We start from the raw sequence: 20,134 nt of genomic DNA, 5'->3' as shown, positions 1-20,134 counted from the left end.
TGGCGCCCAAGGCGCATATGCGAAGAACGGACTGGGCCTGGCGCAGAGCTGGAAAAATCCGCTCGCAAGGTTTCAATTTCTGCCGGTGTCATGATGGTGGCCAAGATTGCCGCAGCTCGTGCGTCGGCAAGTGCCGTCGCGTGCATGTGTATTGCGAGCACCTGCGCGCCTCGGCGGAACCGGCTATCGCCAGTGGAGGAATGGTCCGGCTCGGATGGTTGTCTTCGGTGAGTCTGCGTGGAGACAGGTGTCCGTTCGCCTGGGTGCTTTCCGTTCCTATTCAGAAGAGATCACCGGTTCAGGTGTCGGAGTGGTGTCTACGAATCCATGCTGCTGCGGCCGAGTGGGGCGTTGGGCCAACCAACCTGACACTCGCGGACCCCCATTGACGGCAGCCCCTTCCCGCACGGTCCGTACGTGCTCGAACCCCTGATTCAGGTAGTACAGGTGAAGCGGCTCGTTCGTCGTCCATGCATCCAGCCGGAGCCACTTCGCAGAGGCGCGGTACGCCCGATCTCCTGCCCAATCGAGCAGCCGGCCGCCAACATTCCGCCCCGCGTGCGTGCGGGCAACCGTGAGCTTGTTGACGAACATGGACGGCTCGCTCAGTTCGGCATCGGTCCATAGCCCTTCCTCCGCGTCGGAGGTGAGCGTGATGGTTGCTGCTGTCGCGTCTCCGTCGCGCACCATGAAGACGGTCCCCGCATTGATGGTGGCCAGTAGCCGATCCGCCGGGTATGGGCGGCTCCACTGGTCGATACCGAGAGCGCCCACCCATGCAGCGGCTTCCTTCCGGAAGGCAAGCAGTATGGGCAGGTCGTCAGGCTGAGCGGGAGTGATGATCACAGATCCTCGTTTCGGGCGGACAGGTCGCCGATCTCGTAGTTCATTCGGTTCAGGTCTCCCCGGAACGTCGTGATCGTGCACCGGATGCGCTTGTCTTTGGAGTAGCCGGTACGTGTCCAAAGCAGGACGGGAACACCTGCACCGATCTCCAGCAGGCGCGCTTCGTCCGGGGTGGGCATCCGCGTAGCGATTTCGTCGAAGTAGCCGACCTGCTCGATTCCGTGGTCCGTGAGATAGCGCGTCGTCCCTTCCGCGATGTCTCCGGGTTCCGTGAGGCGTGGCGCCTGCTCGGTGAGCCAACCGGGGTAGTACGTCGCTTGGGTCGACCACGGCACGTCGTCCACGTACCGGTGGCAGAAGCGCAGGACAGTCTTGGATCCTGCCTCGATCTTGAGCCGTTCCGCGACGCCTTCCGGTGCCGGCTTCATCTCGACTCGGAAGCTCTGATGCGGTCGGCGACCGGCGTTCGTCACGTCCGTGGTGTACGAGTCGCCGTTCTGCGGAAAGGTCAGGTTCTCGAAGCGGGAAGCGTTCAGCTCGAAGACCTCATGCGAGCGAACCTCATACCCAAGCCCCTGGCTGGACGTGACGAGACCTTCGCTGACCAGCAGCTTTAGGCCGTTCCTCACGGTGTTCCGTGACGCGTCGAAGCGGGCGGACAGCTCACTCTCGGACGGTAGGCGTGCCCCCGGCGGGTAGGCGCCGTTGTCGATGTCTCTGCGTAGTGCGTCGGCCAGTTGCCGGTACTTCGGCTGTTCGCTCATCTCCCCATCATGACGCACTCGGTCAACTTGTTGGTACATGGCGGTTGACACATCGCGTCGCCGAGGGGCAGCATCATGTCATCGAGCTTGTACCAACAAGCTCACCAGGTGGCCCAACCTGTTCAAGTGGGTTGCCGACTAACGCCCTGAGGACCCGGTGACAGGGGTTCAAAGGAAGCGTCCGTTGATTGAGAACTCAACAGAGTGTTTGAGCTTGACGGGGCCTGGCCCCGTCCCCGTGACGGCCGGGTGACGACCGTCGACGACCGTTGCCGGTGCTGGAGCCCTGCTGAGGGGACCGCCCGGTTGCGGTCGTTCTGCTGGCGCCGAGCAGTGCGAATAGGGCGCCCCGACAGTTCGAGGGTCGGGACCGGGTGGCCGTGGTGACGTCACCCGGTGAAGTCCTCGAATCCGCTTCGACAGCCCCGGTAACCAGCCGCGAGGGCACGGGATCGAATCCCGCCCGGGGCGCTTGGCCCGCCGTCGTATGCGGCGTCGGCCTTTCTCCCGGTGTGGCGGCACTCCCGGACAAGGACAGCCCGCCGCACCGGGTTCCTATCCCGACTCAGTCAGAGGAGAGACACACCATGCGCATGCGCACTTACGTCGCCGGCCATGAGGCCGTGGGCGATGCTGAGTTCGCGGAACTGGCGCTCGGTATCGATGTCGACCTGTTCCGCGGACCGCTGGAGCCGGAGACGGAGACCGAGCGCGCGGCTCGCGAGGACGCGGCCCATGACGTCCTCGCCGACCTTCGTGCGATGGGCGAGGCCGGTGACGAGATCGCCGGTTGGGACGCCCTGTACGCCGACGCGCTGACCCACACGGTGCCGTTCCTGCGCGCCGTTCGCGGCCACCGGCCGGGAACGGGGGAAGCGGCATGAGCGCCACTCACACGCAGAACCTCACGGCGGCTCACGCTGAGGTGAAGGCCGAGATTTCACGGACCGATGCCAAGACCGCTCTGCTCCTGGCGTTTGTCGGCGCGGTGCTTGCCGGTGCATGGACAGTCGCCCGTGACCTGCCGCTGAACGTCCCCGCCTACGTGGCGGGCTGGTGCGGGTTGGCGCTGCTCGTTGCATCGGCGGCGCTGCTGCTGCGGTCGGTGCGCCCGAACTTGGGAGGTCGGCACGGCTTCCCGCTCTGGGCAACGCTCACCCCGCAGGAGATCGCCGACGTAACCGCGTCCCGGGACATTGCCGCTGACATCGCGGGACTGTCCCGCCTGGCCGTCGCCAAGTTCACCTGCTTGCGCCGTGCCGTCGACCTGACATGCGCGGGTGGCGGCCTTCTCATCCTGGCTGCCTTGTTCACCGTGGGGGGTGCGGCATGAGCGACACCCGTAAGCCGCTTACCAAGACGCAGAAAGCCGTTCTGACGGCCGCGTTCGTGCCCATGCTGTTGACCGGCGTCGCCGGCGGCATCGGCACGTTCAGCAACATCGGTCACGCCTACGGGCGGGGAACCGCGCTCGGTGCGGTAGCCGCTGGCGAAGGTGCGACCGCTGTTCTGGGCCTGGTACTGCTGGGCCTGACCATGCTGGGGCAGTCCTCGCCGTGGTCCATCCGGGTCGGACTGTGGACGCTGCCCGCCGCCGCGTCGGTCATGGCAGCCATGGCGGGCCCCGATCCGGGGCGGACTGTCATCTACGCCGTGACCCCCATGGGCATGTGCGTATCGGCTGAGGGTATGGCCTTCCTCGCCCGGCGCATCGTTGTCCACACCGACCGCCGCGACGTCGAGGCAGAGCGCAAGGCCGCCGCTGTGGTCCAGGCCCTGGCCTATCACCGCGCCCGCGCTGCCAATCACCCCGATAAGAACGTGCGGAATCGGTCGGACCGCAAGTCTTGGCGCCTCGCCCGTAAGGTCGGCGTCGGTGACGTGTCGCTGGGGTCGAGGCTGCTGGATGTCCAGCGCGAGCGGGTGACGGACGGCGCTGACGCCGCCTTGTCCGCCATGTTCGACGGCATGGCAAATGCGGAGGAATCCACCAAGACCGAGAGGAATCGGTCTACGGCTGACCTGCCGGAATCGACCCAGGCCCCGTCGGTGGTGCTGACTCGACTGCCGATGCCCGATCCGGTGCCGGTCGACTTCGCGAAGTCGACTCTCCCGCTCAAGCCCGCTCCAACGATTGCCGCGCCGGTCGACTCCGTGAAGGCCGATCGGGTGCCGGCTGAGTCGACCAAGTGGCAGGCGGTGGCGGCCGACTCCCCTCGACGCCGTCGGGCGACTGGTCGGGTGCCTGAGGCGGCCCGGTCGCCCCGACCGAAGCGCACGGCGGCGCAGTTGCTCGCTGAGGCGCGCGCTGCGACGGCGGATTGGCCGGACTCGGACGTCACCGCCGAGGGAATTCGCCGCACGGTCCGCACTTCGCCGGCGAACGCGCGCATGCTCCGGGACACCCTCCTTGCTGAGCGCAATGGGGACGGTGACGTCGGAGAGGTGGCCGCGTGAAGCGGCTTGGAAGCGCCGACTGCTTCGACCCCTCCGGCGAGCGGTTCGGCATACCCACCTACCCGTGGCGGTGCGCTCCGGATGGCTTGGCCACCCGTCGCCAATTACGCAGTCGGGGACTGCGGCCGGGCGGCCAAGACGTCGCGGCACAAATCCTCAGGCCACGACGACGGCGCGAGCCGCTGACTGCGTTCCTGTACCGGGCCGATCTCGCCCGGCCAGTACGCCCGATGACGCCGGGCAGGTGGCGGGCGCATGCAGCGATGATGCGCGCTCGCCGCCGGTGTCCAGCGTGCGGCAGAGACGCCGGATACGTCATCCCCACTTCGCTCGGTATGTGCGTGCCCTGCGCTTTCCCCGAGGAACAGCGCGCTGCCTGAGCCACCTGAGCCCCCCCGGTCCGGCCAGCCCCTTCCACTCGTTGCCGGCCGGACCCTCCGACTCCCATGAAGGAGCAGATCCATCGTGACCGAGATGAACGTGTCCGGTCCCACTACGGCGGAACCGGAAGAACACACAGCGGAAGTCATCCCTATTCCACTGGCCAAGACCCGATCGGCAACCCCTGAGACGTCGGCACCGGGCGAGGCAAAGCCGGGTGAGTGGGAGGCCGACCTCCCCGAGATCGACGACCCCGACGGTGAGGGGCTGACCGAGGGTGCCCCGGTCGACCCGCCGCGCGAGGTGTACCCGCCATCCATTGCCGAATGGATGGAAGCCAAGGACAAGGCGCGTCAGCCGGTCTTGCCCGACTGGGTGAAGCTGCCTGACCAGCGCAAGGCCGTCCGCCGGTGGGCCCTGCGGCACTACCCGACCGTGGTCGGCTATCACGCCGTGCGGTTGCCGTGCATCTACACCCCGAAGCTTGTGGCCTACGCTCCGCGCGGGGCGTGGCGGTGGTCGGCCGCAATCGGCCGATGGGTGTTCGATGCCGAGGGCAGGCCGCTGCGAAACGCTGCCGTCGAGGCCGAGGACGCCGGCGAGTACTTGAAGCTGTCGAGGCAGCGCAATGACCGCGTTCGCTTGCGCGGTGCGCTTGCTTTCGTCGGCTCGTTCCTCGGGCTGATTGTGGCGCTGATCCTGTACGTCATGGCCCCTTCGTGGCTGCTCCTGCTGTCGGTGGCGACGCTGACCACAGGTCTCGGTGTGGCCGGAGCGCCGGCAGACCGGCCGCTGATCGACCGGGCCAAGGTCACGTTCCGCAAGCGGAAGCTCTCCAGCGACATCGTGATTCGGGCGCACGAGGTGGCCGGACTGACCACAAAGAATCAGACGGTCGCGTTCCCGCGGCCGATCGGCCGTGACGGCGACGGATGGCGTGTCATCGTCGACCTGCCCTACGGCAAGACGTTCGAGGACGCCATGAAGGCACGAGGTCGGCTTGCTTCCGGCATGGACATCTCGTCCACCCAATTGTTCCTGGACAAGGACGAGTCGAGTGACCGGCGAGTGTCCTACTGGATCGCCGACCGTGACCCGCTCGCGGTACCCGCCGGACGTACGCCGCTGCTGGGAGCAACGAGGGTCGACTTCTGGAAGCCCTTCCCGTGGGGAGTGGATGAGCGCGGCAACCCGGTGATGGTCACGATGCTGTGGCTGTCGCTGCTGGTTGGCGCCGTGCCCCGACAGGGCAAGACGTTCTCTGCGCGCACCATCGCCCTCGCCGCCGCTCTGGATCCCTACGTCAAGCTGATCGTGTTCGATGGCAAGGCGTCACCGGACTGGCGAGCATTCTCAAAGGTCGCGCACCGCATCGGCTTCGGCATCGTGCCGCGCAACGGCTTCGACCCGGTGGAACACCTGGTCAACGCCCTGATGGAACTGAAAGCGGACGTCGAGGACCGCTACCACCGGCTCTCGGAACTGCCGCTGCACATCTGCCCGGAGGGCAAGCTCACCCCGGAGATCAGCCGGGACAAGAAGCTGAACATGCCGCTCACTCTGGTGGTGGTGGATGAGGTGCAGGAGTACTTGCAGCACCCCGTGCACGGCAAAACCATCCTTGACCTGCTGGTTTACCTCGCTCGCGTCGCCCCGGCGGTAGGAGTGTCGGTGATGACGTCCACGCAGAAGCCGGACGACACCGCATGCCCGTCGGTGCTGCGTGACCAGCATCAGGCCCGGTTCTCCCTGCGGGTCGGCTCGTGGCAGGTGTCCGACGTCGTCTTGGGCGCCGGCGCCTACAGCGAAGGTCTGGACGCCTCCCGGCTGCTCAAGTCCCACAAGGGCGTGGGTCTGCTCAAGGGGATGTCGGATGACTCCGGGATCGTGCGTACATACCTCGCCGACGGCCGCGACGCCGAGACCATCGTCGGCCGCGCTCGTGATCTGCGGGAAGCCGAAGGCACTCTGTCCGGCGACGCCGTCGGCGAGGTCAGCACTGTGCGCGGCGCTGACGCGATTCTGGACGACATCGCCGCCGTACTGGGCCGCACGGAGGACAAGGTGTGGTCCGAGACCATCGTGGACCGGCTCGCCGAGCTGAACGCAGAGGCGTACGGCGCTTGGGCAGAGCTGGAGGGCCGCGCCAAGGCCGATCAGCTCTCCAACGCACTCAAGCCGTTCGGCATCAAGACCGGGCAGGTCTGGGGTGCTACGGAGACCGGCAAAGGCGCCAACCGGCGCGGCATCGAGCGTCAGCACATCATCGACGCGATTACGGAACGCAACAAAAAGCGGTCCGACGGGTAGCGCTGAACGGTCGCTAGGTCTAGCACCCCACGTTGCTAGACCTAGCGACCTCGCTAGCGAGGAAAACCGCTTCTGATCAGGCCACTAGCGCCTAGCGGCCCACCTGCGCAGACCCCCGAAGATCTGTCTGAGAGGCCCCTGATGATCCTTCTCCTGCTCGCTAGCGCATGCCTACTTGTCGTCACACTGGGTTACAGCTTCAGGTGCTGGCTGAGCCCGTTTGGCGACTGCCGCAAGTGCGACGGCATGGGCCACGAACTCAAGACCGACCGCAAGGGACGGCTCAAGCGCGGCAAGTACTGCCGTCGCTGTGACGCCACTGGCAAGCGCATACGCGTCGGCCGCTGGATCTACAACCGCGCCGCCCGGACCTACCGCGCCGGCACCCGCTGACCCTTCGCCGACATGACCACTGGAAGGGAGCCCAGCACGTGAACGAATCCATTCCCCGTCGTCGTCCGATCGCAGAGGACGCGGCGGCCGTAGAAGTCCACCGTCCCGCTCAGATCATGCCCGCGCACGCGTCGCCTCGCGTACCGGTGCAGCCCGGTAGCACTCCGACGGTGGCGAGTGTGGCCCTGCCGGACGGCCGCGTCGTCACCGGCTACGCCATCGAGCCGGCCAAGCCCGAACCGGTCGCGGCCAAGCCAGCTGTCTCGCGCACGGCAGTGAACCTCGCCCTCGGTGGCATCGGGTTTGGCGCGGCGTGCGGCGGGCTGTTCCTGCTGACCGCGTTCATCACCGCCCTGACCGCACTGGTCACTCAGATCATCATCCTCGCCGCCGTCGTCTTCGGCGGCTGGGTCGCCGTGCAGGTCTTCAGCGGGAGCGGCCACGGCGGGACCTCGGTCAACATCCGCAAGGCCGTGTTCAAGCGCAACCACTTCCACAGCTAGCGACGCCCGAGGGCGGCGGCACTCCCGGACAAGGACAGCCCGCCGCCCTCGGTCTCCCAATCCCGACGAAGCAGAACAGGAGAACCCCCAGCATGACCCAACCAACGCCAACCCTGCGAGCCGCGAACCGGCCGCGTCTGCTGGATCTCTTCTCGTGCGCTGGCGGTGCTGGAGCGGGCTACGCTCGCGCCGGATTCGCCGTAGACGGTTGTGACATCGTCCGGCGGCTGAACTATCCCTTCCCGTATCACCAGGGCGACGCTCTGACCTACCTCGCGCGCCTCATCGACACGAGCGAGATCCGGCGGTACGCGTTCGTCCACGCCTCCCCGCCCTGTCAGCACGGATGCGCACTCACTGTGGGGACCAACGCGTCCCAGGGGTGGGGCCGTACTCATGTCGACCTGGTTGCACGCACCCGTGCCCTGCTTGACAAGACGTCTCTGCCGTATGTGATCGAGCAGCCCAACGGCCGCGCCCGGATTCGCAGGGACCTGACGTTGTGCGGCGAGATGTTTGGTCTCGGTGTCATTCGGCATCGCAACTTCGAACTTGGCGGCTGGACCATGGAGCAGCCGGCACACGTCCCGCACCGTGGGCGAGTGCGTGGCTACCGGCACGGTCGCTTCTACGACGGCCCGTACGTCGCGGCGTACGGCTCCGGTGGTGGCAAGCCGTCCGTCCCGGAACTACAGGCTGCTATGGGCATCGGCTGGACCGATGTGCGCGAGGAACTGACCGAGGCCATTCCGCCCGCCTACACGGAGTTCATCGGGCGGGCCCACCTCGCCGCCCTGAACTCGTTGGGGGTGGCGGCATGAGGGTCCGCCACGATCACCTGCGCACCGCGCTGGACCTAGCCGGGGTCGGCGTGCCGGTGCTGCCCCTGCGAGAGGGCAAGGTGCCGTTCGGTAACTGTCGCGCCTGCGCCAAGAACGTCTGTGGCGGGCGGCCGAACATGAAGAACCCCGGGCCCTGCGAGTGCCCGGCTGTCTGCCACGGGTGGGCCGCTGCGACGACCGATCCGGCCGTGCTCGTGTCCACGGCGTGGGCGGCTGCTTGGCGTCAGGCCGTCGCTATCGCCTTTCACCCCGGAGGGGCAGAGCTGACCGTCGTCGATCTGGACGACGCGGCAGCCGTCGCATGGGCCCGCGCGACCTTGCCCGCCACACGGACTGTGACGACGACGCGCGGGGAGCACTGGATCTACCGGGGCGCTATGCAGTCTGCCAACGGCGTGCGGCCGGGTGTCGACATCAAGTCGCGCATGTCCTACGCGCGGTGGCTCGGGGGCGGTAGCGGTGCTGCGGTGCCGCTACCGGGATCCGTCCGTGCGCTGCCGACAAAGGAAGAAACCACCTGGGCTCGCGCGGGGGTGGCCTCTTCTCTCCCCTGCCGTACGACCTGGGACCGGACGGTCGCCGCCGGGTGTCGTCATACCGAACGGTATGTGCGCACAGGTCTGGAACGCGGTCTCGCTCGGGTGCGGGCTCGCACCGAGTCCGGCGCCGGCTCGCAGGCGTTCGGAGTGGCGCGGTTCATCGCGGGCCAGCACGTGCAGTGCCCGGGCCCGTGTGGGTTGGAGGCCCTCGGCGAACAGGTCGTTGCCGCGGCCGTCTCCGTCGGTGTCCCCGAGGCGTACGCCCGCCGTGCCGTCGCCAACGGCCTTAAGGCGGCCCCGGAGCGTGCGGCATGACCAATCCATCCCCCTCGCCCGTGACTGGCCCGCATGGCGCCTCACAGGCCCCGCCACGGGCGACCGTAGGCGCCCGAAAGAACGTCGCCCGCAAGGGCGTCCATATCCAAGAAGGGAGGGCAGCCGCATGACCACACAGGCTGTGGACAGCCCGGACGTGTGGGCCGGACTGCCCACCCTGAACGAAACACCACCCGTCGCGGACGAGACGGCACAGGAAGCGTGGGAGGAACCTATCCCGCTCACCGGCCGCCGGGAGCGCCCGCCGTTTCCCGTCCACGTGCTGCCCCGGTGGGTGCGCGACTTCGTGACGGCTGTCGCCGAGGAGACACAGACCCCGGTGGATCTCGCCGGCTCGCTGGCTCTCGCCGTACTCGGCACGGCGGCCGGCGGCCGGTCGGTGGTCCACGTGCGCGGCAACTGGCGGGAGCCGACCAACCTCTACACCGTGGTTGCTCTCCCGCCGGCCAACCGGAAGTCGGCCGTCTTCTCTCTGCTGACAGATCCGCTGTACGAGGCGGAGAAACAGCTCAAGGCCACCATGAAGCCGGTCATTGTCGAGGCAGAGCTGACCGCGCGACTGGCCAAGGAAGCGGCCGACAAGGCCGCCGCCAAGGCCGCATCGGCCGATGACGACAAGCGGGACGACATGGTCGCGACGGCTGTGGGTCTCGCACAGACGGCCGACACGCTCACGGTGCCGGCCGAACCGGTGCTGCTGGCGGACGACTCCACGCCCGAAACGGTCACCTCGCTCATGTCGGAGCAGGGTGGACGACTGTCCGTGCTGAGTGCTGAGGGAGGCATCTTCGACATCATCGCCGGCCGCTACTCCGGCGCTCCGAACATGGAGGTGTTCCTCAAGGGGCATGCCGGGGACCGGCTGAGGGTCAACCGGCAGACCCGCCGCGAGTACATCGACGCCCCCGCCCTGACCATCGGCCTCGCCGTACAGCCGGACGTGCTCCGCGATATCGGCAAGGTGAAGGGGTTCGACGGGCGTGGGTTGCTCGCTCGCTTCCTGTACGCGCTCCCTGCTTCGACAGTCGGCGAGCGGAAGGTCATCACCGATCCGGTACCTGAGCAGACGGCCGCCGCTTACGCGTCCAACGTCATCGACCTGACGTTGTCCCTTGCGGAATGGACGGACCCGGCCGTCATTCAGCTCTCGCCTGAGGCGGACGCGGCCCTTATCGCGTATCAGGAACGGGTGGAGCCTCAGCTCAAGGCGCGGGGCGGGAGGCTGGGCCACATCGCCAACTGGGCGGGGAAGCTGGCTGGAGCGACCGCCCGCATCGCGGCACTGCTGCATCTCGCTGGGCACCTGGGCGAGGGGCACCGCCACCCGGTCACCGAGCAGACCATGAACGCGGCCATCGAGTTGGGGGAGTACTACACCGCTCACGCCCTCGCCGTATTCGACGTCATGGGCGCCGATCCGGTCGTTAGCCGCGCTCGCAGTGTGCTGGAAGCGCTCAGGGACAACGGGTGGGACGACGTCAGCCGACGGGACCTGTTCACGGTGCTTTCGCGTGCTGAGGCGCCCACCATCGCGGACCTGGAACCCGCCCTCGCTCTGCTGGAGGACCACGGGTACTTGCGGACCTACCAGCCGGAGCGCACCGGCAAACGAGGGCGACCGCCCGCACCTCGTTTGTCGGTACACCCGCAGTTCCATCAGGGCGGTCGGTGAACCGACCCACGCTCACGACCCCTCCCGCACAAACCGCGAAATCGCAATAAACCCTGGCAGCGCTGCTGACCAGCGGCGGGGCCTCGCGGCACTGCCCGGCGAGGCCCCGCCGCACTATCCCGCGATATTCCGCACAAACTCGCGCCCGGAGCGGCGGGACCCGCCGTGGACGAGGCACCACGGTTTTTTGCGGAATATCGCGAGTTTCTGCGGGCCCTGCCCTGACGCCGCCCCACACCGCATTACCGCAGCTCAGCGACAACGTCTGGGCTTTCTGCGGATAGTGCGGTTTGTGCGGTGGCATCTCCCGCGAACACAGCACAAGAGGAGCGAACCTTGAGCGAGCACAGCACCCTCGCGGCGCCCACCGATGACGATCCGACGCTGGTTCTCCTCACAGTCGAAGAGGCCGCCCGCCGACTCCGCATCGGCCGGACCACGTGCTATCAGCTCATTCGGTCCGGAGAGCTGGAATCCATCCCCGTCGGCCGTCTCCGCCGCGTTCCCGCTGACGCGCCGGCCGCGTACGTTGCCCGACTCCGTACCACCTGCCGCGCCGCTTGACGGTGCCTGGGGCGGCGGCACTCCCGGACAGGACAGCCCGCCGCCCCGGCTTTCAATCCCGACACCAAGAAACCGGAGCCTGCCTGTGGCAGAAGAGAAGAAGCGCACCCGCCGCGCCAACGGCGAATCGGCCATCTACTTCGGGAAAGACGGCCGATGGCACGCACGAGTGCCGATGGGCTACAAGGAGAACGGGGAGGCCTACCGCCGGCATCTGACGCGCCGGACGCGTAAAGAGTTGGTTGACGAAGTCCGCCGGCTTGAGAAGCAGCGCGACGAAGGGGCGGCCCGACAGCCGGGCAAGCCGTGGACAGTCGAGAAGTGGCTTCGGCACTGGATCGGGAACATCGTTCAGCCGCCGGTCGTGAGTGAGAACACTTATGACGGCTACGAGGTGGCCGTGCGTGTGCACCTGATTCCCGGCGTCGGAAAACACCGCATCGACCGCTTGGAGCCTGAGCACCTGGAGAGCCTGTACCAGCGCATGCAGAAGACCGGCAGCGCCGCGGCTACCGCTCACCAGGTGCACCGCACGATCCGTACCGCACTCACAGAGGCGGTACGGCGCGGCCACGTCGCCAGGAATGCGGCAGCCCTTGCCAAACCCCCGCGTATCGAGGAACCGGAATCGGAGGTGGAGCCGTACTCCCTGGAAGAGGTGCAACGCCTGCTTATGGAAGTCAACAAGCGTCGGAACAGCGCCCGCTGGATGCTGGCGCTGGCGCTCGGTCTGCGACAGGGCGAGACGCTAGGACTCCGATGGTCTGACGTCGACCTGGACAACGAGTACTTGAAGCTACGCCGCAACCGTCTGCGGCCCAGGTACAAGCATGGGTGCCCAGAAGCTTCACCATGCGGTCGGAAAGCGGGGTACTGCCCGGACCGCGTGCAGACCCGTCGAGAGACGAAGAACACCAAGTCCAGGGCGGGGCGCCGCGCAGTGCCCCTTCCGGGCCCTCTTGTCGCGATGCTCCGTTCGCACGCCGAGACGCAGGCACGCGAGCGGAAGGCAGCCGGCAACCTGTGGGGCGAGTCGGACTACGTGTTCACCAAGCCGCTCGGTGGCCCGCTGAGCCCGAACACGGATTATCACGACTGGAAGCGGCTGCTCGAAGACGCACATGTCCGGGACGGCCGGCTTCACGACGCCCGGCACACCGCCGCCACCGTGCTCATGCTGCTCGGTGTCCCGGATCGCGTCATCGATCAGATCATGGGGTGGGAGCCGGGAACCTCCGCGCGTATGCGAGCGCGGTACCTGCACGTGCCGGACGCCATGCTCAAGGATGTGGCCCGGAAGATCGCCGATGCCATCTGGGGCCCCTCGGAGACACCCTCTGTGGACAAAAACCAGGACAACGAGGGCTGAGAGAACTACGTAGGGCCCCACCGCCGAGGCGGTGGGGCCCTACGTTCAGCCCGGTGAGAGCTGGGCGGAGGATACGAGATTCGAACTCGTGAGGGGTTGCCCCCAACACGCTTTCCAAGCGTGCGCCCTAGGCCACTAGGCGAATCCTCCGCCGCAGACTGTACAAGACCATGGGGGGTGCTCGCGAACCCGGATTCCGCTCGCGGATCCGGGGGCGGGGGAGGTGGGGCGGGAGGTCGAACGGGGGGCGGGGGATCGGGTAGTGTGGCGGCAGCCCCTCACGTGGCGCTATCTGACTGAACTCCCCCAGGGCCGGAAGGCAGCAAGGGTAGGTTGGCTCTGGCGGGTGCGTGGGGGGTGTTTGCGTGCCCGGGTTCCGGGGTTGCCGCGGCGTGGGCCAGTTGTCGGTGTCGGCCTATATCGTCGGGGGTGTGTCGTCCCTCGCCCTGTACCGCCGCTATCGCCCCGAGACCTTCGCCGAGGTCATCGGGCAACAGCATGTGACCGACCCGCTGCAGCAGGCGCTGCGCAACAACCGGGTCAACCACGCGTACCTCTTCAGCGGCCCGCGCGGCTGCGGCAAGACGACCAGTGCGCGCATCCTGGCCCGGTGCCTGAACTGCGAGCAGGGACCCACTCCCTCCCCGTGCGGGGAGTGCCAGTCGTGCCGTGACCTGGCGCGGAACGGGCCCGGGTCGATCGACGTCATCGAGATCGACGCCGCCTCGCACGGTGGCGTGGACGATGCCCGCGAGCTGCGGGAGAAGGCGTTCTTCGGGCCCGCCTCCAGCCGGTACAAGATCTACATCGTCGACGAGGCGCACATGGTGACCCCTGCGGGGTTCAACGCGCTGCTCAAGGTCGTCGAGGAGCCGCCCGAGCATCTGAAGTTCATCTTCGCGACGACGGAGCCCGAGAAGGTCATCGGCACGATCCGTTCGCGTACGCACCACTATCCGTTCCGCCTCGTCCCACCGGGCACGCTCCGGGACTACCTGGACGAGGTGTGCGGTCGGGAGCAGATCTCCGTCGAGGAAGCGGTGCTGCCGCTGGCCGTGCGGGCGGGCGCCGGCTCGGTGCGGGACTCGATGTCGGTGATGGACCAGCTCCTCGCCGGTGCGGGCGAGGACGGTGTGACATATGCCATGGCGACCTCGCTGCTCGGCTACACCGACAGCGCGCTGCTGGACGACGTCGTGGACGCGTTCGCCGCCGGTGACGGGGCTCGGGCGTTCGAGATCGTCGACCGTGTCATCGAGGGCGGGCACGACCCGCGGCGGTTCGTCACCGATCTGCTGGAGCGGCTGCGGGATCTGGTGATCCTGGCCGCGGTCCCGGACGCGGTAGAGAAGTCGCTGATCGACGCGCCCGGGGACGTGGTCGAGCGGATGCAGGCCCAGGCGTCCGTCTTCGGCGCGGCCGAGCTGAGCCGCGCAGCGGACATCGTCAACACGGGGCTGACGGAGATGCGGGGGGCGACCTCCCCGCGGCTGCAGCTCGAACTGATCTGTGCGCGGGTGCTGCTGCCCGCCACGTACGGGGACGAGCGTTCGGTGCAGGCCCGGCTGGACCGGCTGGAGCGCGGCGCCGCGGCGGCAGCACTGAGCGCGCCCGGGGCCGGAGCCACCGGCGCCCCCGCCCCTGCGGCCGCCCCTGCCCCTGCCCCTGCCCCTGCTTCTGCCCCCGCCCCCGCCTCTGCGGTCGGTGGCGGAGCGGTCGAGAGCCATCCCGGCGCCGTTTCCGCGGGGCCACCCGCCGCGGGTGCCGCCGGTCCGTCCGGCCCTTCCGGCGCCGCGGACGGAGCCGCCCCCGCGGAGCAGCCGCCCGCGGAGCCCGCGAGGCGGCCCGGTGCCTGGCCCGGCGGAACCGGACCCGGCGGAACCGGACCCGGTGGCGGTGGCGGTGCGCCCGGTGGCGGTACGGGGGAACCCGCGCGGCGCCCCGGTGCCTGGCCCGGTGCAGCGGGGCCGCCGAGCGGCGGCCCGGCGGCGTCCGCGCCGACCGGCTCTGCCCCGGCAGCTCCAGCGCCGAGCCCCGGGGCTCCGGACCGGACGGGCCCGCCCGCGGGCGAGCCGACCGGCCCCGCGGGCTCCGGCCCCGCGGGCGGACCCGCACAGGCTGCCGGCGACCCCGCACAGATCCGGCAGATGTGGCCGCAGATCCTGGAGGCCGTCAAGAACCGGCGGCGCTTCACCTGGATCCTGCTCAGTCAGAACGCGCAGATCGTCGGCTTCGACGGCAAGACCCTCCAGGTGGGCTTTCCGAACGCGGGCGCCCGCGACAGCTTCGCCAACGGCGGCAGTGACGAGGTGCTGCGGCAGGCGCTCGGCGACGCGCTGGGCGTGCAGTGGCAGGTCGAGGCCATCGTCGATCCGTCGGGCGGCGGCGGTGGTGCCGGGGGCCCTAGCGGGCCGGGCCCCGGGTACGGCGCGGGGTCCGGGACGACGGGGGGCGGCGGCGCCGGTACGCGGAGCGCGATGGCGGCGCCCGCTCCCGCTCCGGCGCCACCCCAGCAGTGGTCGGCGACGCCTCAGACGTCCGGCGCCGCCGCTTCGGGGCCTGCCGCGTCCGCGCCGAGTGCGCCCGGCGGGTCGGCGCAGCCCTCGGTGGCCTCCGCGGCCGAATCCGGTGGAGTCCCCTCCCAGGCGTCCGCACCGGCTCCGGAGGCGCCGCGTGCGGCCTCCGCGCCGTCCGGCTATGTGCCGGAGGAGGACATGCCCGCCGAGGACGACCCCGACCTGGACGAATCCGCGCTCTCCGGGCACGACCTCATCGTCCGGGAGCTCGGGGCGACGGTCCTGGAGGAGCTCCGGCACGACTGACGGCCGGGCGGTGCGGTGTGCGTGCGGTGCGGCTGTCGCCCTCCGGGCCCCTCCTTGCCCCGGTTCTCCCGGTTCTCCCGGTCCTCTCTGTCGTCGCCGTCTCCCCCTCCTGGTCGATCGGTGCCGCGGCCCTTTGACCATGCGGGGAGCGGTGTGCCGCCGGGTGCGGGCGTTCGGCCCGCCGGGCCGGGCCGGCCGGGAAGGGGCGGAGAGGGGCCGGAGAAGGGCCGGGGAGGGGCGGCCGGTCCAGGGCTGAGCACGTAGGCTCGGGGCGTTGAAGAGGCGTCTAGTGAGCCAGGAGCAATCGTGATTCCCGGTGGTGGGCAGCCTGACATGCAGCAGTTGCTGCAGCAGGCGCAGAAGATGCAGCAGGATCTGGCCGCGGCGCAGCAGGAGCTGGCCGAAACCTCCGTCGAGGGCTCGGCGGGCGGCGGCCTGGTGAAGGCGACCGTCAATGGTTCCGGCGAGCTCCAGGGGCTGGTCATCGATCCGAAGGCGGTGGATCCGGAGGACACCGAGACGCTCGCGGACATGGTGCTCGCCGCCGTCCGTGATGCGAACGGCGCCGCTGCCGAACTCCAGCAGCAGAAGCTCGGCCCGCTCGCGCAGGGCATGGGCGGAATGCCCGGCCTGCCGTTCTGATCGGCCTGCTGTTCTGAAGGACCGGTTCGGCCGGTACGCCGGTCCGGCGGATTCCTACCGGCCGGACGGTCGGCCGACGGGAATCGGCCGGTCGGCCCGGTCGGCTCGGGCACCTTCCCGGAACCGGAGGTCGAACGGCCGTTCACCCGGGGGCCGGCTCCCGGTCAGCGGCTAGTGGTGGCCCGTACGGACCACTAACGTACTCAGAGGACGAACAGAGAGCAGGCGGGAGCCATCCGTGTACGAAGGCGTGGTCCAGGACCTGATCGACGAACTGGGCAGACTGCCCGGCGTCGGTCCCAAGAGCGCGCAGCGGATCGCTTTCCACATCCTGCAGGCCGAGCCCGCCGACGTACGCCGGCTCGCCGGTGCGCTGACGGAGGTCAAGGAGAAGGTCAGGTTCTGCGCGGTGTGCGGCAATGTCGCGCAGGAGGAGCAGTGCCGGGTCTGTGCCGATCCGCGCCGTGACGTCTCGGTCATCTGTGTGGTCGAGGAGCCCAAGGATGTCGTGGCGATCGAGCGCACCCGCGAGTTCCGGGGGCGCTACCACGTGCTGGGTGGCGCGATCAGCCCCATCGAGGGGGTCGGCCCCGACGATCTGCGGATCAGGGAACTGCTCTCCCGCCTCGCCGACGGGACGGTCACCGAGCTGATCCTCGCCACGGATCCCAACCTGGAGGGCGAGGCGACGGCCACGTATCTCGCGCGGATGGTCTCCGCCATGGGGTTGAAGGTGACGCGGCTGGCGAGCGGGCTCCCCGTCGGGGGAGACCTGGAGTACGCGGACGAGGTCACGCTGGGGCGGGCCTTCGAAGGAAGGCGGCTCCTGGATGTGTGAGCCCGTGCGAGGCTGTGCGAGCCAGGGCCACGAAGAGCCCACAGGGGAGAGGTTGCCCGATGTCTGATGCGACGCTGAACTCCATCAAGAACAGTCCCGACGACTTCGCCGTGCAGATCAGCGACCAGATCGAGAGCTTCGTGGTCGCCGTCAGCGAGGTCGCCAAGGGCGACGATCCGGACAGCGCTGTCCCCTATCTCCTGCTGGAGGTCTCGCAACTGCTCCTCGCGGGCGGGCGGCTGGGCGCGCACGAGGACTTCCTCCCGGACGAGCGGTACGAGCCCGATGTGGGCCCCGAGCCGGACGTGGACGAGCTGCGCGAGCGTCTCGCCGCGCTGCTGGACCCGGTCGACGTCTACTCAGAGGTCTTCGACCCGTATGTGCCGCGTTCCGCGCCGGTCGCGTGCCGGATCTCGGACGATCTCTCGGACGTCCTCACCGATCTGCGGCACGGCATGGCCCACTACCGTGCGGGCCGGGTGAGCGAAGCGCTGTGGTGGTGGCAGTTCTCCTATCTTTCGAACTGGGGGCCGACCGCTTCGGCGTCGCTGCGTGCCCTGCAGTCGCTGGTGGCGCACGTCCGGCTGGACAACCCGCTGGAGGAGCTCGACGGGCTGGACACCGACAGCAACGCCGCGGACGAGGACGGCTCGCTGGAGGCCGAGGCCGGTGCCGTGATGGCCGCCGAGATCGGCGGTCCGCTGGGGATGCGGCAGAGCGAGGCGTAGCCACCGCCCGCGGCGGCGCGGCCGGACGCCGGACCTCGGGCGGTACGCGGTCCGGCAGTCCCGGGGCGGGTACGTCGTGGCGGCTGTCGGCTGCTGCGCGCCGCGATCCCGCCCGGGCGTCGGGCCCCGGGTCCCGAGCGCCGGGTGGCGGACGCCGGGCTCCGAGCCCTCTTTCTGAGGAATGGGCGGTGGGTCTCTCCCCGCCCACCCGCCCCTGAAACCGAGCACGGCAGGGGGGCGCGACGGAACGTGCCGCGCGCCGTTGCAGAGGGTGACAGGGTGTGGTTAGCGTTCACACCGACAACAACAACCCCGGCGCGGTGCTACCAACACCGGCCGGGGTCTCACCACCAGACCAGGAACTTGATCTGATGGCTTACGCCGACTTTAACGCTCCCTTCTCCGCCCCCGCACATCCCATGGCCAAGCCGGGATTCGGGAAGCGGACCCCCGATTCCGCCCAGCCGGAAGGCCCGTCGTCCCGGGCGGACTTCGCACATCTGCCGGAGCGTGCCGCCTGCCTCGCGTCCTTCATCGACCGGCTGCCCGAGGGCGCCGCCATCGACGTGAAGACCCTCGCCAAGTCCCAGCCCCGTTACGGCCAGCAGGCGTGCCGTTCCGCGCTCCGCGAGCTGTCCCGGGCGGGGCATCTGCGCCGGGTCGGCGGACTGGTGGGGGAGGGGTGCCCGCAGCATGTGACGCGGACGTACTTCTCGCGTGCGGCGCGGGACGAGGACTGGTGGACGGCGTTCCTCGGCGGCCGGGTCTCCTCGGCTGCGGACCAGCGCCCCCTTCCGGGCCCCGCCCCGGACCCCGGCCGCGCCCCGGACCCCGGCCGCGTCCCCGGCCCTGTCTCCGGTCCCGCCCCGGATCCCGTCCCCGTTCCCGTCACCGCTCCGGATGTGAGCCCGGCCCCGGAACCGCCACGCCGCACGGAGGCGTACAGGGCGCTCGCGGCGCTCGGCCGGCGCGATCCCCGGCTCGTCCTGTCGGCGGCGGAGTGCGCGGAACTGGCGGCACCGGCAGCCGAGTGGCTGGCCCGCGACACGGACGCGGAACGGTTCGCGTCCGCGCTGACAGCGGGGCTGCCGCCCGTCGTCCACAGCCCTGCGGGGCTGGTGCGGAGCCGTCTCACGGCCAAACTCCCGCCTGTACCGGCGGCGACTGAACGCCGTGCGCCCGTACGGCTCCGCCCGGAGTGCACCGACTGCGGCCGGCCCGGAAGCCCCGAATCCCTGCGCGGTGGTCTCTGCCGCGCCTGCCGAGCCGAACCCGCCCCACCGCGGGACGGCCTGCCCGGCGAGGACGTCCGCCGCTGGGCGGCCCTGGTACGCGGCGGCCTGGCCGCGGCCCGACCATCCATCCGGCCACGGCCGGCCCGGCCTCGCCCGACCCGCTTCGCAGCAGGGCACGACGCATGACCCTGCACGACGTGGATCCCGGGCCCGGGGCAGCATGGAGGGGAGGAGGCGACGCCATGACCCCCAGCACTGCCGACCACCCCCAGATGCCTGTCGAGGACTTCGAGGCGCTGGCCCGGACCGCGCCCGAAACCGTGTCGCTGGAATTCATCAACGGGAAACTAGAGGTCAAACCGGTGCCGGACGGGGATCACGGAGCCATTGTGATGTGGCTCCTCAAGAAGTGCCTCCAGCAGCGTCCTGACCTGACTCTTTATCCCGAGCAGGGACTGAAGGTGGGCGGCTGCCGCAAGGGCCGTGCCCGGCCGGATGGCGCGCTGGTGCCCGAGGACCACTTCGTGGGACAGGGCGAATGGGCCGACCCTGACGGTGTCCTGATGGCTGTCGAGGTGACCTCTCACGATCCGGACACCGACCGGCGGGATCGCCGGGAGAAGCGGGACGGCTATGCGGCCGTCGGCATCCCGGTCTACCTGCTCGTCGACCGGGACGCCTGCACTCTCATCTGCTACAGCGAGCCGGAGAACGGGACGTACCGGAGCCGCACGTCTCACCCTTACGGGGCTGTCGTCCGGTTGCCGGCCCCGGTGGGGGTCACGCTGGAGACGGAGAAGCTGCAGGACTACGTCCACTGAGCCGCGGGAGGCAACGGTTCGGACGGTCCCGCAGCCGTCGCCCTCACCGGCCCCGAACCGGTTCCCGGCGCC

The 20,134-nt window shown here is 69.3% G+C and carries 20 protein-coding genes, 1 tRNA gene and 1 other RNA gene; 19 read left to right on the top strand and 3 right to left on the bottom strand.

Annotation, left to right across the window (positions count from 1 at the left end; all coding sequences use genetic code 11):
- Window positions 1-276 precede the first annotated feature (276 nt).
- Window positions 277-846, bottom strand: a complete 570-nt coding sequence (locus tag P2424_RS29065) for a GNAT family N-acetyltransferase (RefSeq protein WP_276478622.1) — start codon at window positions 844-846, stop codon at window positions 277-279.
- Window positions 843-1,610, bottom strand: coding sequence for a GntR family transcriptional regulator (locus P2424_RS29060; protein ID WP_276478621.1), 768 nt, complete (start codon window positions 1,608-1,610; stop codon window positions 843-845). Before P2424_RS29060 ends, P2424_RS29065 begins: the two co-directional genes overlap by 4 nt.
- A gap of 593 nt (window positions 1,611-2,203) precedes the next feature.
- Between P2424_RS29060 and P2424_RS29055 the strand changes: the two genes are divergently transcribed.
- The 12 genes from P2424_RS29055 to P2424_RS29000 all read left to right on the top strand — a co-directional run bounded on the left by P2424_RS29055 (window position 2,204) and on the right by P2424_RS29000 (window position 12,976).
- Window positions 2,204-2,494 (top strand): hypothetical protein, encoded by a 291-nt coding sequence (locus P2424_RS29055; RefSeq protein ID WP_276479176.1) that lies wholly within the window; start codon window positions 2,204-2,206, stop codon window positions 2,492-2,494.
- Window positions 2,491-2,943 (top strand): Pycsar system effector family protein, encoded by a 453-nt coding sequence (locus P2424_RS29050; protein WP_276478620.1) that lies wholly within the window; start codon window positions 2,491-2,493, stop codon window positions 2,941-2,943. Before P2424_RS29055 ends, P2424_RS29050 begins: the two co-directional genes overlap by 4 nt.
- Window positions 2,940-4,067, top strand: coding sequence for a conjugal transfer protein (locus P2424_RS29045; RefSeq protein ID WP_276478619.1), 1,128 nt, complete (start codon window positions 2,940-2,942; stop codon window positions 4,065-4,067). Before P2424_RS29050 ends, P2424_RS29045 begins: the two co-directional genes overlap by 4 nt.
- Window positions 4,064-4,447, top strand: coding sequence for an RRQRL motif-containing zinc-binding protein (locus tag P2424_RS29040; RefSeq protein WP_276478618.1), 384 nt, complete (start codon window positions 4,064-4,066; stop codon window positions 4,445-4,447). The genes P2424_RS29045 and P2424_RS29040 overlap by 4 nt, the downstream gene beginning before the upstream one ends.
- 94 nt (window positions 4,448-4,541) lie before the next feature.
- A complete protein-coding gene (locus P2424_RS29035; RefSeq protein WP_276479175.1) occupies window positions 4,542-6,758 on the top strand; it encodes a cell division protein FtsK in 2,217 nt (738 codons plus the stop codon).
- 141 nt (window positions 6,759-6,899) lie between these two features.
- Complete coding sequence (locus tag P2424_RS29030) at window positions 6,900-7,151, top strand: hypothetical protein (RefSeq protein ID WP_276478617.1); 252 nt, start codon at window positions 6,900-6,902, stop codon at window positions 7,149-7,151.
- Between the two features lie 116 nt (window positions 7,152-7,267).
- On the top strand, window positions 7,268-7,654 hold the full coding sequence (locus P2424_RS29025) for a hypothetical protein (protein ID WP_276479174.1): 387 nt from the start codon (window positions 7,268-7,270) through the stop codon (window positions 7,652-7,654).
- Between the two features lie 92 nt (window positions 7,655-7,746).
- Window positions 7,747-8,475 carry a DNA methylase gene (locus P2424_RS29020; protein WP_276478616.1) on the top strand — a complete coding sequence of 243 codons (729 nt, stop codon included), beginning with the start codon at window positions 7,747-7,749 and terminating at the stop codon, window positions 8,473-8,475.
- On the top strand, window positions 8,472-9,350 hold the full coding sequence (locus P2424_RS29015; RefSeq protein WP_276478615.1) for a DNA primase: 879 nt from the start codon (window positions 8,472-8,474) through the stop codon (window positions 9,348-9,350). The genes P2424_RS29020 and P2424_RS29015 overlap by 4 nt, the downstream gene beginning before the upstream one ends.
- Window positions 9,351-9,492: 142 nt before the next feature.
- Window positions 9,493-11,043, top strand: a complete 1,551-nt coding sequence (locus P2424_RS29010) for a YfjI family protein (RefSeq protein ID WP_276479173.1) — start codon at window positions 9,493-9,495, stop codon at window positions 11,041-11,043.
- Window positions 11,044-11,379: 336 nt separating this feature from the next.
- A complete protein-coding gene (locus P2424_RS29005; protein WP_276478614.1) occupies window positions 11,380-11,607 on the top strand; it encodes an excisionase family DNA-binding protein in 228 nt (75 codons plus the stop codon).
- Window positions 11,608-11,692: 85 nt separating this feature from the next.
- A complete protein-coding gene (locus tag P2424_RS29000; protein WP_276478613.1) occupies window positions 11,693-12,976 on the top strand; it encodes a site-specific integrase in 1,284 nt (427 codons plus the stop codon).
- 65 nt (window positions 12,977-13,041) lie between these two features.
- Here the strand turns inward: P2424_RS29000 and P2424_RS28995 are convergent.
- A tRNA-Ser gene (locus tag P2424_RS28995) sits at window positions 13,042-13,126 on the bottom strand.
- A gap of 119 nt (window positions 13,127-13,245) precedes the next feature.
- Here P2424_RS28995 and ffs point away from each other — a divergent pair.
- From ffs to P2424_RS28960, 7 genes are all read left to right on the top strand, one after another.
- An RNA gene (gene ffs, locus P2424_RS28990) (signal recognition particle sRNA small type) lies at window positions 13,246-13,344 on the top strand.
- Between the two features lie 63 nt (window positions 13,345-13,407).
- Complete coding sequence (locus P2424_RS28985) at window positions 13,408-15,798, top strand: DNA polymerase III subunit gamma and tau (RefSeq protein ID WP_276478612.1); 2,391 nt, start codon at window positions 13,408-13,410, stop codon at window positions 15,796-15,798.
- Window positions 15,799-16,104: 306 nt separating this feature from the next.
- Complete coding sequence (locus P2424_RS28980; RefSeq protein ID WP_074998858.1) at window positions 16,105-16,440, top strand: YbaB/EbfC family nucleoid-associated protein; 336 nt, start codon at window positions 16,105-16,107, stop codon at window positions 16,438-16,440.
- Between the two features lie 238 nt (window positions 16,441-16,678).
- Window positions 16,679-17,278: a recombination mediator RecR gene (gene recR, locus P2424_RS28975; protein ID WP_019354764.1), complete on the top strand. Its 600-nt coding sequence runs from the start codon at window positions 16,679-16,681 to the stop codon at window positions 17,276-17,278.
- A 59-nt stretch (window positions 17,279-17,337) separates the two neighbouring features.
- Window positions 17,338-18,006: a DUF5063 domain-containing protein gene (locus tag P2424_RS28970; RefSeq protein WP_276478611.1), complete on the top strand. Its 669-nt coding sequence runs from the start codon at window positions 17,338-17,340 to the stop codon at window positions 18,004-18,006.
- A 371-nt stretch (window positions 18,007-18,377) separates the two neighbouring features.
- Window positions 18,378-19,427, top strand: a complete 1,050-nt coding sequence (locus tag P2424_RS28965; protein WP_276478610.1) for a hypothetical protein — start codon at window positions 18,378-18,380, stop codon at window positions 19,425-19,427.
- Between the two features lie 56 nt (window positions 19,428-19,483).
- Window positions 19,484-20,062, top strand: coding sequence for a Uma2 family endonuclease (locus P2424_RS28960; RefSeq protein WP_276478609.1), 579 nt, complete (start codon window positions 19,484-19,486; stop codon window positions 20,060-20,062).
- The last annotated feature ends 72 nt before the right edge of the window (window positions 20,063-20,134 follow it).

Source organism: Streptomyces sp. WMMB303, from assembly GCF_029351045.1.
Taxonomy (GTDB): Bacteria; Actinomycetota; Actinomycetes; order Streptomycetales; family Streptomycetaceae; genus Streptomyces.
The sequence above is the reverse complement of the archived record's forward strand: the minus strand, read 5'-3'. Positions and strand labels throughout refer to the sequence as shown.